This window comes from Stenomitos frigidus ULC18 (assembly GCF_003003795.1).
GTDB classification, from domain to species: Bacteria; Cyanobacteriota; Cyanobacteriia; order Leptolyngbyales; family Leptolyngbyaceae; genus Stenomitos; species Stenomitos frigidus_A.
In genome coordinates this window covers 1-14,516 of the sequence record NZ_PVWK01000054.1, presented here as the reverse complement: position 1 = coordinate 14,516, position 14,516 = coordinate 1, and the positions used below count along the sequence as shown (strand labels likewise).

At 50.7% G+C, this 14,516-nt stretch carries 11 protein-coding genes; 9 read left to right on the top strand and 2 right to left on the bottom strand.

The window, feature by feature from the left end:
- Nucleotides 1-85: 85 nt before the first annotated feature.
- On the top strand, nt 86-1,639 hold the full coding sequence (locus C7B82_RS09325) for an alkaline phosphatase (protein ID WP_181357420.1): 1,554 nt from the start codon (nt 86-88) through the stop codon (nt 1,637-1,639).
- Nucleotides 1,640-1,759: 120 nt separating this feature from the next.
- On the opposite strand, the gene C7B82_RS09320 is transcribed toward C7B82_RS09325, so the two are convergent.
- Nucleotides 1,760-2,110 (bottom strand): hypothetical protein, encoded by a 351-nt coding sequence (locus C7B82_RS09320; RefSeq protein WP_106256024.1) that lies wholly within the window; start codon nt 2,108-2,110, stop codon nt 1,760-1,762.
- 255 nt (nt 2,111-2,365) lie between these two features.
- Here C7B82_RS09320 and C7B82_RS09315 point away from each other — a divergent pair, with 255 nt between their 5' ends.
- The 7 genes from C7B82_RS09315 to C7B82_RS09290 all read left to right on the top strand — a co-directional run bounded on the left by C7B82_RS09315 (nt 2,366) and on the right by C7B82_RS09290 (nt 12,367).
- Nucleotides 2,366-4,084, top strand: coding sequence for an ABC-F family ATP-binding cassette domain-containing protein (locus tag C7B82_RS09315; protein ID WP_106256023.1), 1,719 nt, complete (start codon nt 2,366-2,368; stop codon nt 4,082-4,084).
- Between the two features lie 57 nt (nt 4,085-4,141).
- On the top strand, nt 4,142-4,303 hold the full coding sequence (locus C7B82_RS32125) for a ferritin family protein (RefSeq protein WP_181357419.1): 162 nt from the start codon (nt 4,142-4,144) through the stop codon (nt 4,301-4,303).
- 49 nt (nt 4,304-4,352) lie between these two features.
- Entirely contained in the window at nt 4,353-4,586 is a 234-nt protein-coding gene (locus tag C7B82_RS09310; protein WP_106256022.1) for a hypothetical protein, read from the top strand.
- Nucleotides 4,587-4,763: 177 nt separating this feature from the next.
- Nucleotides 4,764-5,372: a DUF4142 domain-containing protein gene (locus C7B82_RS09305; protein WP_219904197.1), complete on the top strand. Its 609-nt coding sequence runs from the start codon at nt 4,764-4,766 to the stop codon at nt 5,370-5,372.
- Between the two features lie 789 nt (nt 5,373-6,161).
- A complete protein-coding gene (locus tag C7B82_RS09300) occupies nt 6,162-8,414 on the top strand; it encodes an ATP-binding protein (protein ID WP_106256021.1) in 2,253 nt (750 codons plus the stop codon).
- Nucleotides 8,414-8,911: a response regulator gene (locus C7B82_RS09295; protein ID WP_219904195.1), complete on the top strand. Its 498-nt coding sequence runs from the start codon at nt 8,414-8,416 to the stop codon at nt 8,909-8,911. Before C7B82_RS09300 ends, C7B82_RS09295 begins: the two co-directional genes overlap by 1 nt.
- 123 nt (nt 8,912-9,034) lie before the next feature.
- On the top strand, nt 9,035-12,367 hold the full coding sequence (locus tag C7B82_RS09290; protein ID WP_106256019.1) for a response regulator: 3,333 nt from the start codon (nt 9,035-9,037) through the stop codon (nt 12,365-12,367).
- A gap of 578 nt (nt 12,368-12,945) precedes the next feature.
- Here the strand turns inward: C7B82_RS09290 and C7B82_RS09285 are convergent.
- Nucleotides 12,946-13,671 carry a carbohydrate-binding protein gene (locus C7B82_RS09285; protein WP_106256018.1) on the bottom strand — a complete coding sequence of 242 codons (726 nt, stop codon included), beginning with the start codon at nt 13,669-13,671 and terminating at the stop codon, nt 12,946-12,948.
- Between the two features lie 439 nt (nt 13,672-14,110).
- Between C7B82_RS09285 and C7B82_RS31430 the strand changes: the two genes are divergently transcribed.
- Entirely contained in the window at nt 14,111-14,467 is a 357-nt protein-coding gene (locus C7B82_RS31430; protein ID WP_146141108.1) for a hypothetical protein, read from the top strand.
- The last annotated feature ends 49 nt before the right edge of the window (nt 14,468-14,516 follow it).

Sequence of the window (14,516 nt, the reverse complement as noted above, 5' to 3'; positions counted from 1 at the left end):
CGTCATTCAATTGAAGGCAAGGGAATCCTTCTCAACTTTACCCCCTTGTGACCCGTCAACAATTAATTGACAGACCACTAGTCCCGTGCGTCCCGGCTTCACATTCAAGTCAGAATTCAACCCCGGTACACCTGGGCGCAACCTGGCAGCCTCTGCACTGCAACCCTGCCGTACAGGTGGCAGCACCTCTGGGGGCAATCTGGTGGGCTACGACCCCGCTAAAGGTGGTCCGACTCCCTGGACACCCCTCACCCCTGCCGATGCTGATGCTCAAGGCTACGATCGCGACTACATTACCTGTAGCTACCCTGATTCGGCGAATACAGCCACTACGCTCTACACTGGCGTCAAAAGCTATAACAACGCCGTCGCAGTTGACATTTTTGAGAAACCGTTAGAAACCATTCTGCAAACTGCCAACAAGCTTGGTAAGTCAACAGGCGTGGTGACATCCGTACCCATTACCCACGCGACGCCAGGTGCCGCCATCTCTAGCGTCAATCGTCGTGCTAAGTACGATGCTGATTACCCAGCGCTAGACAATATCTTGCAGGAAGCCATCCGCTCTGATCTCCCCGGTGAGCCTTATCTGCCTACTGTGCTGTTAGGTGGCGGACATCCGCTGGACTTTGAGAACATCACTGCTGCTAGCACGATCGTGCCCAAAGGCTTTACCTACATCAAAGAATCGACTTATAACGAGCTACACAGCAAGCCTGACTCGAATCGCTATGGCTACAAGTTCTTAGAGCGTGATACTCGCGTCACAGACCTGACGGTAAAAACCAAGGATATTGTGAACGGGGGCAAGCAATTGCTCGAAGTATCCAAGGACCTTGATCCGAACCAGGGACAGCGGTTGTTAGGGCTCTATGGTGCACGGGGTCAAAACGGCAACATCCCCACACGTGGCTCTGCTGGAGACTATGCTCTGACGGGTCTTGATAACTTCTCGGTATACTCAACCGCAGCGGCTTCTACGGCTGCAACAGGACAACCGGCTAACAATGGGACGCAAATTCCCACACCTGATACGGTGCGTCCCCTTGTGCTGGGCGAAACCCCAACCACCTTTATCCAACGCGAACGCAAAGCGAATCCCACGCTGGCTCAAATGACTCGCGCGGCGCTCAACGTGCTGGGCAAGGATAAGGATGGCTTCTGGCTGATGGTGGAAGGTGGCGACATCGATTGGGCCGCCCATGACAACAACATGGAAAACCTGATTGGCAACACGATCGCGTTCGATACTGCGATCGGTGAAGTCATCCAGTGGATTGAAGGCAACGGTGGCTGGCGCAAGAATGTGCTGATTGTCACAGCTGACCACGACCACTACCTGACCATCAACGACAACTTCCCTAAACTGCTCAATCGCTACGGCGCTAAAGATTTGACCTTCGCTAAGCACACACCAAAAACGGCTGGACACTTTTGGGGTGCTTACGACAACATCAAATATGGCTGGGGCAACCACAGTAACCGTCCCGTCCCGGTTTACTACCAGGGTGCGCCCCTCAAGCTAAAGCAGTACATCGGGAAGGACTTCGAGCAGTACGGGTTCACCATTCCTGGCTTGCCAACGGGTGTTGACCAATCGCAGATCTACCAGGCAATGCTGTCGGCACTGAAAGGTTAGCGACGCTGCGGTGAAGGGCTATGGTGCCAAACTTCTAGGCTTGGCACGATGATTCACTACTACTGATCACACGCATGGGATGGTAGCGATCGCTGCCATCCCATGCCATTAAGCCTCTCCTTAATAACGACCGTCATCCGAGTCTGGATTGCCTTGCGTATGGCTCCCAGACAGATCGCGTGAACGGGTAGGAAGCCTTTGCGTTGGGGCGGCTTGAGGTGACGCCGTGCTTTGCGGTGGTTGGTTAGTTGCGGGGCTAGATTGCGTCTGCGGGACTGTAGAGCGACGACAAAGGCTCTGTAAATTCACGATGCTGCCATCCTGAGTGCGCATATAGCAGGGTGGCTCGTCGAAAGGAGTCGTCGGTGCACTGGTGACAACCGTTGGGGTGATGAACTCAAGCAAACCCAACGCAGCTGTCCAACCCAGACAGGTGAACGATCGAGAGACATCGTTTGGTTTCAGTTTCATGATGATTACCGGACTGTGGACGAGAGCAGGCGTTTCCCTCCTTATACAGGTCACGTTGAGGCGATCGCGATCATCCACAACACAGTCATCAAGAGAATTAACCCATCCTTTGGGACACAAACAACGTCTCTGAAACACTACCTGGCCAGCTTATTGGTAAGAATCAGCGTGAGCTTTACCCTAACCATGTACGATTAAATTTTGTTACAGTCATCGCAGACCCACCTTAACCCTGACTTTTTCTGGAGATTCCCCATGTTGCGATTGGAGCACGTCAGCAAAATTTATCCGACTGGCGAAGTGCTAAAAGATATCAACTGGGAAGTAAAACCCGGAGATCGGATTGGTTTGGTCGGCGTCAACGGTGCCGGAAAATCGACTCAGTTGAAGATTATTGCCGGTGAAACGCAGCCGACCGCAGGCGAAATCATTCGTCCCGCCAGTTTGCACATTGCGTATTTGACCCAGGAATTTGAAGTAGACCCCACTCGCACGGTGAGCGAAGAGTTTTGGCGCGCCTTTGGGGAAGCGAACGATGTCCACGTGGCGCTCTCTGCTGTGCATCGAGACATGGAAACGGCAACCCCCGAAGCGCTAGACATACTGCTGCACGAGATGGATCGCTTGCAGCGTCAGTTTGAAGCAATGGATGGCTATGGGCTAGATTCGCGGATTGAGAAGATCATGCCCGATCTGGGCTTTGAACTGGAGGACGGCGATCGTCTCGTCAGTGCCTTCAGTGGCGGCTGGCAGATGCGGATGAGTTTGGGCAAAATCCTACTGCAAAAGCCCGATTTGCTGCTGCTGGACGAGCCGACGAACCACTTAGACTTAGAAACCATTGAGTGGCTAGAAACCTACCTTAAAGGGCTGTCTACGCCGATGGTCATTGTCTCGCATGACCGCGAATTTCTCGATCGCCTCTGTACCCAAATCGTCGAAACCGAGCGTGGCGTTTCCAGCACCTATCTGGGCAATTATTCCGCGTATCTTCAGCAGAAAGAAGAAATGCGGGATGCCCAACTGAGTGCCTACGAACGGCAGCAGAAAGAACTGGAAAAGCAACAGGCGTTTGTCGATCGCTTCCGCGCCAGCGCCACTCGCAGCACGCAGGCAAAAAGCCGCGAGAAACAGCTCGACAAAATTGAGCGCATCGAAGCTCCTACTGGTGGCGTGAGAACCCTTCACTTCCGCTTTCCACCGTCGCCCCGCAGCGGTCGCGAAATGGTAGAAATCAAAAACATGACCCACTCCTATGGTGAAAAGATTCTGTTTTTGGATGCCAACCTGCTGCTAGAACGGGGCGATCGCGTTGCCTTTCTCGGACCGAATGGCGCTGGCAAATCGACGCTGCTACACCTGATTATGGGGATGGAGCAGCCCACTGAAGGCGCGGTCACGATGGGCGATCACAACGTCCTTCCTGGCTACTTTGAGCAAAACCAGGCAGAAGCGCTAGACTTGCAAAAAACCGTCATCCAAACCATCCACGACGAAGTACCCAAGTGGACAAATGAAGAAGTTCGTACGCTCTTAGGACGCTTCCTCTTCAGCGGTGATTCTGCGTTCAAAAAAGTCGAAGCCCTCAGCGGTGGCGAAAAAGCACGGCTTGCACTAGCAAAAATGCTGCTCCAACCAGCCAACCTCTTGATCCTGGATGAGCCGACGAACCACCTCGACATTCCCGCTAAAGAGATGCTGGAAGAAGCGCTGCAACACTACGACGGTACAGTAATTATCGTGTCGCACGATCGCTATTTCATTTCCCAGGTCGCCAATAAAATTGTCGAAATTCGTGATGGCGAACTGATTCTCTATCGGGGCGACTATCACTATTACCTTGACAAAATTGCCGAAGAAAAAGATAAAACAACCTTAGCGGCGATCGAAGCCGAAAAAGAAGCCAAAGCCGCTGCTAAACGCACCAAGCAAAAGGAAAAAGAAAAGTCTAAGAAAGCACAAACGAAAGCGTAATGGGGTTATTTAAATCTCACGATCGTAAGGGTTCTTAACGTTGTAGTGAGGTAACCCGTGAGGCAAAACGTAGAGATCACCCGCTATTTAGAAAATTGGCACGACGAAATTGAAAATGCGTTTCTTTACTGTGCGTTAGCGAAGGCAGAACCGCAAGCTGCACTGGCTGAAGTGTATCGTCGGTTGGCAACGACAGAAGAGACCCACGCCCAGTTCTGACAGGAGAACCTCTTGCAGTCAGGTCACGACGCTCGGCTGGCGGACGCGCATGCTGGCCTTACTGGCTCAACAGTTTGGGCCTCAGTTTGTGTTGCCTACGATCAATGAGATGGAGCCGGTCGATAGTCACAGTTACGATGCTCAAGCGGATGTCCGCGACACGGTATTGCCCGTCGAAGAGCGGTCTCACGCACGTTTGCTGGAAGCGATCGTGGGGTATGGCGTCCCTAGCATTAGAGCTTGGGGGCTTTACCAAGAAGTATTGTGGTATACCGCTCTTTAGGTGGACGTTTGAACGTTCATGCCTGACTACTGTGGGGGTAACGATAGTTGCAAAGTGATTGAGAGCTTGGCAAACAGACTATCGAATGTTCTTTCTTAAGTCAGCCGTTTAATTATGAAACCGATTCATCCTCGCAAAATAATTGCAGCAAGTGTTTGCAGCGTTACCCTGGCGACCATGTCCGCCATGCTTCCGGCTTGGGCTCAAAGTAGCCCCACGCAAGGCGGTTCCATGCAGCAACCGATGCAGGGCGGTTCTACGCAACCAAGCCCCATGCAGGGTGGCTCAATGCAGCAACCGATGCAAGGCGGTTCCATGCAGCAACCGATGCAGGGTGGCAACCGGGCTGCTTCCTTAAACGCTGTGGATAGACAGTTTGCGGCAAAAGCAGCTCAAAGCGATATGACGGAAATTCAAACCAGTCAATTGGCACTGAAGCGATCGCAAAATCCACAAGTGAAACAGTTTGCACAGGAGATGATCCAGCAGCACACACAATCGAGCAGTAAGCTGAAGCCTCTAGCGGCTCAGAAAGGAATTACGTTGCCCAAGAGCCTTGGTACTGAAAACCAGGCGTTACTGACTCAATTGACCAAGCTTTCTGGCAAACAGTTTGATCAGGCATACATGAGTGGGCAAGCCAAAGCACACGCTAAAACGCAGGCCGTTTATCAAAATGAACTCAAGCAAGGACAGGATGCAGACATGAAAGCGTTTGCCAGAGAAGTACTGCCCGTTGTCACCGCTCATCTTCGTATGGCACAAAGCATGGTTGCAGGGCGCTAAGGATCGCGGCTTAAATTCGTGTTCCTACGTTTTAGCTAGAACGCATCTTTAGATAGGCGATCTCCTGAGTGAGGTCGCTTTTTGCGTTAAGAGATGAGGTAATGTGGCAGGACAGAGTAATGACTGTCTCACGCGAGATTCATATTCTCAAGTCAAGACTTGTCATGAGTCTCGTTTTAGACGGCAAGACTAATCATCAAGAATAGTCAGGAAATGTTGTTCTCGTTCGGTAGGGACATTCCATGTAACGTCCTGCGGAACAGTCATTTCGATCAGCCTATCCCAAGTCTCATTTTGGTACTGAAAGAATCATACCAAGACTCACATTGAGTCTTGGTATGAACTTTTGAGACTATTTTGAGACTTAAACCGTGACTCGTTTGAGACTGCGAGACAAACAGAAATCTCATTTGAGACCATCTACCTCAAATGAGATTCAAGATGAGTCTTATTTGAGACCCGCGAGACAAAGCGCATTCTAGTCAGCAAGATTGGACTCAGGCTGAGACTTAAAACGCGTCTCATTTGAGATTGCGAGACATGGTTTAAGCTCCAGTCTGCGGCAGATGAGAAACGCGAAGCGCACCTACGCAATGCGTGTAAAATCGCTTCTGTGGAGGCAGTTCACTCTGCTGAAGTAGCCTGCAATCACGATTCATTCCCACAAAAGGAGGCAAGTAGCTGGATTGATCCAGTAAAATCTCTAAAAGCAACATCTGCTCAGCAACGGTTGAATCGCCTTTTGACCAGAAACGTAGGCAAAACAAGCAGGAGTTTGAGACGCTGAGAATGATTGATGAGACGATTGATTTAACCAACTGCGATCGCGAACCGATCCATATTCCAGGGTTGATCCAGCCACACGGGGTGTTGCTCGTTCTGCATGAGTCCACCCTCAAAATCGTTCAAGTCAGCAGTAATACGCAAGATGTCATCGGATACCAGCCGAAAGCCCTATTGGGCAAGCCCCTGGTAGACTTGCTCGATGCCGAGCAGGTGCAACTGATTCAGCAGTGTTTGGCGGGGGATTTTGAGCACATCAATCCGCTCAAACTGTCGATCGCTCGAGGCAAGCAGACGATCGCGTTTGATGGTATTGTGCACCGTTCGGATGCGATCGTGGTTCTGGAATTAGAGCCAAAAACAGCGAAGCGCGCTACAGACTTTTTCGACTTCTATCAACAGGTCAGAGGTACCGTCACGCACCTTCAAAAAGCACCCATCTTGCTGGATATGTGCCAGGTTGCGGTGAAAGAAGTCCGACGCATTACCGGCTTTGAGCGTGTCATGGTTTATCAATTTGATCCAGAGGGCGCAGGCAGCGTTATTGCGGAAGCCACCGATCACGAAGTTCCTTATCTAGGCTTACACTATCCACCGTCTGACATCCCTAAGCAAGCCCGACAACTCTACACCCTGAACTGGCTGCGGTTGATTCCAGATGCCAATTATCAACCTGTGGCCTTAGTGCCAGCTACTAATCCGCTCACGGATCAGCCACTCGATCTCAGTCTCTCGGTGTTACGAAGCGTTTCGCCGCTGCACCTAGAGTATCTGAAAAACATGGGCGTAACTGCCTCCATGTCAATTTCTCTGATGCACGATCGCAAGCTTTGGGGCTTGATTGCCTGTCATCACTCCTCTCCCAAATATGTTCCTTACGACACGCGAACCGTTTGCGAGTTTATTGGACAGGTCATGTCTGTAGAACTGGCAAATAAAAACGCCAGTGAAGACACAGACTACAAAATGCACCTGAAGACACTGCTAACTCAGTTTGTTGAGGCGTTATCTCAATCAGAATATTTTCTGGATAGCATGGTGCAATTAGAATCGCCATTGCTGGAGCTGGTGAACGCGACTGGGGCAGCAATCTGCAGCGATGACCAGTGTGTGCGGGTGGGTAAAGCCCCTTCAGAAGAAGCGATTCTTGCATTGCTTGAGTGGCTTAAACCTCACTTGCAGCACGGCTTGTTTGAAACGCGATCGCTCTCCAAACTGTACCCTGCTGCTGAGCCTTTTGAGGCGATCGCTAGTGGTGTCTTGGCCTTGGAAATTTCTAAAGTTCACCACAATTACATTTTTTGGTTTCGCCCTGAAGTTGTGCAAACCGTGGATTGGGGTGGCAACCCAAACAAGCCCGTAGAAGTTCTGGAGGATGGTAGCCGGCGAATGTCTCCCCGCCAATCCTTTGAACGGTGGCAAGAAATGGTGCGTGGCTGCTCCTTACCCTGGAAAGCGTGTGAGCTTGAGGCGGTTGCCGAACTTCGAAGCCTGATTGTGGGTGTGGTATTGCGGCAAGCAGACACCCTAGCTGCGATGAATTTTGAATTGCATCGGAGCAACGAAGAACTCGATTCCTTTGCCTATATTGCATCTCATGACCTGAAGGAACCGCTACGTGGCATTCATAACTACGCCAACTTCTTGATGGAAGATTATGCAGAAGCGCTGGATGACGATGGGGTTGCCAAACTTCGAACCATGGTACGACTGACCCAGCGCATGGAAGATTTGATCAATTCACTCCTCTATTTTTCACGTCTGGGTCGGGCTGATCTCTTGCGGCAATCGGTCAATCTGACTGAATTAGTGCAGCAGGTCATTGCCACTCTTACGATCGCCCGCCCTCACAACGAAGTTGAGTTTCGTATCCCTCAACCCCTCCCCACGGTTGAAGGCGATCGTGCCCAGATCAATGAACTCTTTACTAATTTGATCAGCAATGCGATTAAGTACAATGACAAACCTGAAAAGTGGATCGAAATTGGTTTCATAACAGGGAAAAGAGAAAAAGATCTTCATCCTCTGACCTTTTACGTTCGTGACAATGGCATTGGCATCGCACCAGAGCATCTCGATAAAATCTTTCAGATTTTTCGCCGCTTGCACGGACGGGATGATTTTGGCGGTGGTACTGGGGCTGGGCTGACCATTGCCCGCAAAATCGTCGAACGTCACGGTGGCAGAATCTGGATCGAATCGATCCCCACTCAAGGCAGCACCTTTTACTTCACCCTAGCAGCAGTTCCAACCGCATGATGCTCAGTTCAGCCTCGCTAATTCAGCCAATACCATCGCTCCTCGTTGTGGAGGATAGCAACGAAGACTTTGAGGCACTGCAGCGGTTTCTGAGGCGATCGCCGATAGCGATCACAATTCAGCACTGTATGACTGGAGACCAAGCACTCGCCTTTCTTTACCGGACTGGTCGCTATAGCGATCACGAGAGTGCCCCTCGTCCTGGATTGATTGTGCTTGATCTAAACCTACCTGGAACCGATGGACGGGAGGTGTTGCGCCGTATCAAGCAAGATGACAGCCTGAAAACCATTCCTGTTGTTGTGTTTACAACTTCTAATAACCCAAAGGATGTTGAAGACTGTTATCAATACGGTGTGAATAGTTATATCGTCAAGCCGATCAATTTTGCTCAGCTCAAACGCGATATTCAAATTTTGATCGATTACTGGTTTGAAGTCGCCACGCTGCCTGGTTCTCAAAAACCACCTTCTCCCCAAGCTTCTGATGCGCAATGAGGAGACGAGTAACTTTTTCTGCTTGCTTCATGGGAAAATTGATCACTATCAAGGCACAACGCTTGGATTTAGCTAGTATTTAAACTATTGTTAAGTTCAACGTGTGACGTTTGTGAGGTTAGAGTGGGTCGCCAGCAGCACACAATTCTCATTGTGGATGACTCCCCGGAAGACCGGGAGTTCTACCGACGCTGCCTCCGAGCTGATGCTGATGGCTCCTACACGGTTTTGGAAGCAGCCCTGGGGCAGCAAGGTCTAGCGCTCTGGCACCAGCATCACCCCGATGTCGTATTGCTTGACTACCGCTTACCCGATCTAGATGGGCTAGAATTTCTGGCTCAACTGGGCTCTCTCACTCAGCAGCCATGCTTACCTGTCATTGTGGTCACAGGGCAGGGCAATGAGGCGATCGCGGTGCAGGCGATCAAAGCAGGTGCACAGGACTATTTAATTAAGGCTCAGATCACGCCGGAGGGTTTAAAGCTGGCGGTGAATGGGACGATAGAAGCCGTTCGGTTACGCCTCCAACTGCAACAGCGGATTGAACGAGAGCGCGTGGTCGCACAAATTACGCGCCAAATCCATCAATCGTTGGATCTGGATCGCATTCTTCACACCACTGTGACAGAAGTGCAGCAGTTTTTGCACACCGATCGAGTGCTGGTTTTTCGCTTAGAACCTGATGGAAACGGTACGGTAGTTGCAGAAGCGGTGGGATCAGAGTGGCGATCGCTGTTGGCCTCCACGATTTATGATCCCTGCCTGGCTGAGAACTACCTCAGATTCAGCCGACCGGAAATACTCACTTACGATCCGGCCTTTGCCGAAGATTATGTCCAACGCTACCGTCAGGGGCGGGTAACGGCGATCGCCGATATTCAAGATAGCAGTATCGATCCCTGTCACGTCGAATTGTTAGCCTCGTTTCAAGTCAAAGCCAATCTGGTTGTGCCGATTCTACACGACGACCAGTTTTGGGGCTTGCTGATTGCCCATCACTGCGCCGCACCGCGATTGTGGCAGCCTGTGGAAATTGACTTGCTCAAAGAACTGGCAACCCAGGTCAGCATCGCCTTACGACAGGCCGAACTCTATCAACAATCTCAGACAGAACTGGCAGAACGCCAACAAGCAGAAGCCTCGCTCCGAGAGAGCGAATCACGCTTGCGGCTGGCGCTGGAAGCCTCGCGCATGGGCACATGGGATTGGAACATCCAAACCGGAAAAATTACCTGGTCAGAGAACCTGGAAGCCCTGTTTGGACTGACACCCGGAGGGTTTGACGGCTCTTATGAAATGTTTGTCTCGCTGCTGCACTCAGACGATCGCGATCGGGTTCTGGCAAGCGTTCAACACTCTATGGCAACTGGAGACGACTACAACATCGAATTTCGGGTCGTCTACCCCAACGGCGCGGTTCGGTGGGCACTGACTCAAGGCAAAGTGTTTTATGACCCAGACGGTCGGCCAGTGCGGATGGCAGGCATTGATCTCGACATCACCGATCGCAAACGGTCAGCCGAAGCGTTGCAAGAGAGTGAAGCACGCTTTCGCCAGCTTGCCGAAAAGATTGATGCGGTTTTCTGGTTAAGAGAAGAACCCGAAGGTCGTGTTTCCTATGTGAGCCCTGCCTATGAGCGCCTGTGGGGATGGCATCCGCAGGAATTGTATGAAAACCAGTATAACTGGGTCGATCATCTTCATCCAGACGATCGAGACGCTTCGTCCCAGGCCTTTCAAGCAAAAGCGGCGGCTGGTCAGTTTGATGAAGAGTACCGCATTGTTTTAGCCGATGGCAGTATTCGCTGGGTACACGATCGCTGCTTTCCCTTGCGAGATGAGACAGGGAAGCTGTATCGGTTTGTTGGCATTGCCGAAGATATTACCGATCGCAGACAGGCACAGGAGTTGTTGCGGCTCAGTGAAGAACGCTATCGCACACTGTTTGAATCGATGGAGGATGGCTTTTGTGTGATCGAAATGTTGTTTGATGCCACCAACACACCGATCGACTATCGTTTCCTGGAAACCAACCTAGCGTTTGCACAACAAACGGGGCTTGAACAGGCAGTCGGTAAAACGGCTCGCCAGCTTATTCCTGGTCTTGAAGACCATTGGTATGAGACGTATGGCAGAGTGGCTTTAACGGGTGAACCCGTTCGCTTTGAGAACGGGGCTGAAGTGATGAATCGTTGGTTTGACGTGTATGCCTTTCCGATTGAGCAGTCAGAAAGCCGCAAAATTGCCCTCTTGTTTAAAGATATTAGCGAGCGCAAACTTGCCGAACAAGAACGGGAGCAACTGTTGGCACAAGAGCAAGCCGCTAGAGCCGAAGCCGAACGCGCCAACCGGATCAAGGATGAGTTTCTCGCTGTGCTCTCTCACGAGCTGCGATCGCCCCTCAATCCCATTCTTGGTTGGACAAAGCTTCTACAGACCCGTAAGTTTGATGAAGCCAGGACGGCTGAAGCCCTAGCCACCATTGAACGCAACGCCAGACTGCAAACGCAACTGATTGATGATCTGCTCGATGTTGCTAAGATTTTGCGCGGCAAACTCAGCATGGAAACGACCCCAATCGATCTCGTGTTCGTCGTTGAGTCGGCGATCGATACCGTCAGAACGGCAGCGATTTCTAAAACTATTTTGCTGCATCCAGTCTTACCTCAGATTGGGCGCGTGTCTGGCGACTCGGCGCGGCTCCAGCAAGTGGTTTGGAACTTATTGTCCAACGCCATTAAATTCACTCCTAACGATGGACGAGTTGATATTTTGCTAGAGCGAGTTGGCAACTGGGCTCAAATTATCATCAGCGACACAGGTAAAGGCATCAACCCTGACTTTTTGCCGCATCTCTTTGAGTCTTTTCGGCAAGAAGATGCCTCAACCACGCGGCAGTATGGTGGACTGGGGTTAGGACTAGCGATCGTCCGATCGCTAGTCGAGGCGCATGGAGGCACCATCGCTGCAGCGAGTCCCGGTGAAGGGCAGGGAGCAACCTTTACCATCAGATTACCCTTGCTGGATACCAAACTAGAAACAAGGCAGCCTGCTGAATGCTGCAGGCAAAACCTTGACCTCACTGGCATTCGGGTTCTTGCAGTGGATGATGAACCCGATGCTCGCGAACTCTTAAACATCGTGCTCACCCAATATGGAGCCGAAGTCCTGATGGTGAATTCTGCGGCGGACGTGCTAACAGCGTTGGAGACGTTCCGACCGGATGCGTTGATCAGTGATATCGGCATGCCCGAAGTCGATGGCTATACCCTGATCCAACAAATTCGGAAGCTACCGCTCGAAAAAGGAGGACAGATTCCAGCAATCGCTTTGACTGCGTATGCCAGAGAAGACGATCGCCAGAGAGCCCTGGCCAGTGGTTATCAACAGTATGTGACCAAGCCCCTCGACCCAGAGCAGCTAGTTCAAGCTGTCATCGCACTTTGCATCCAGTAACCCGAACCAGGGCTGATGGTTTGAGCCTTTACTTTGTCTTATTTGAGACAGAGATTCTTTTTTTGAGACTCAAAGCAAGTCTCAAAATAAATCGCGAGACAAGCAGGGCTTGTCACACCAATCCGCTCAATTTCATTGACACATCCTCGTAGGGAGGTACAGTCGGCTCCTACAGACGGTCATCTGTCGTGCGAGCTTTTAGAGTTGATATAAGTGTCTCATACTGATACATACACTCTCTCTTTAAGACTTATTGCGAGTCTTAAAATAGAATACGAGACAAGTTTCTGTATTCAGGTTGCGGCTATTTCCTGCTTGAGGCTGCAATGCTGAGACGCTACCAGGTAAAGACTCAGCCGCAGGGGGCAACACGAGAAGCAGCTCTACAGTGACGATCGCCCACCCAAAAAAAGACTTAGAAATCTAGTCCAATTCTAGTCCAGATCATTTTTTTGAGTTTGCAGAATAGCCTATAAGTGCCTTAGATAAGTAGTTCTAGGTTTAAATGAAAACTCTGGTTAACTGCGGTAACCGCAGAAGGGCGAAGCGAGCACCTCTACGTGTTGCTGAAATGACCCTTACTGAATTGAAGACAGGTCGACCTTGCTGAGACTGTAATCTTGCCCAAAGTTGTTGTCCCAGAACGATTCGCCAGTTGTGGGAGTGTTGTAAAAGACGGCGAACTGAAAGTTGAGTGTGCTTTCATCTAAATTCAATTCTGGTGTCTTGAACTTCCAGACTTCGACTTCTGAAAGACCAGTTGCCACTGGAAGGGTACCGCTAAAACTAGCATTCGTATCCTGGAACGATCGCCAACCATTTGTCGTTAAGCGAATACCGACAACTTTACTAAAAGCAAGATTATTGACGTAAATTTCACCTTCCACCCAAGAAGTCGTAAACACAAAACCACCACCTGCCTGTCCGCCACGTCGCGCTACAGCTGTATTGAGCACAACATTCTTCCCGACGACGTTAGGGCGACCGCTGTCAACATGATAATTGGCAAAGTTGTTATTGTCCCAAAACGTTTGACCATCCACAGAGTAGCGAATCACAAACTGAGTCGTAACCAGATCATTAAAGCTGGCGGTAAACAGATCGTAGTTGCCAAAGTTAGCCTGAAAGGTAAGGGATCTTTCTGTCCAAGCACCGTTTGGTTGTTGGTAGTGCAGCGCCACTTCTTTGTTGAAAGCGATGTTCGCCACTTTGACACTCATTTTGGTGAGCTCAACATTTGAAATGCCGCCACCCGGGGCAAACGTTTCAGATTCCCCGTATTTCAATCGCACAGCCTCATTCATCTGCTCTTTTCCCTACGATGATCAATTAGCAGGCTGACTGAGCTGGGAAGCTCAACACCACACTGCTTTGGCAACCAACAACAAACGCATCAAGCGCTAAAAGGATTGCTACACTCCGACTGTGACGCACGACTGGCTAGACTGTAGCAGTGAGCAGTCGCGCCACGCTGATGCGTCTCTCCGGATAACGGTTGCCTACCCGACAGCCATCTCACCAGCAACACTGGGTCAATAAGACGAGTCAAGCGTTGATTCTGCCTGCTCAAGCAGGCAGAATGGCTGCTATCCTTGACGCTAAGATATAGCAAAACTGTTCTCAGTATGGAAGCTACGGCTGCACTTTGGTATTACCCATAAGGGTGCTTTTGATGCGGTCAGGAATTTAGTTGCGGTTGAAGTCAGTGGTGTTGTAGTTGTCGGCAAAGTAACTCAGGTGATTGTGAAGGCACCCAATGAAGCCTCCAGCCGTTACGTCCACCCTGGACAACGCCTTTCCAATGGACAAATATTGGTCAAGCGTGTTGAGATGAGTGCTGGCAGCGCTCCGCTTGTCATTCTTGAAGAGAATGGTATTGAAGTGGTTAGAACGATCGGCATGACGATGCAGACTGACAAGCCTGCATCGCTTCCTCCTCAGGAGCAGCAGTTTTTGACCCATTCATCAGACTTGCTGACCAGTCGATCGCGCTTCCCCTGCTGGACTAGCCACAAACTAGCACAATCGCCCAAAGCCTTACGCTGTCTAGGTTTTACTTTTCAAAAGCTTTGCCCTTGTATCTTGAGGGTGGAGAGATAGACCGATTGCCCTTAGATGCTTGACATCGTGCAGAAGCTAGGGTCATCTC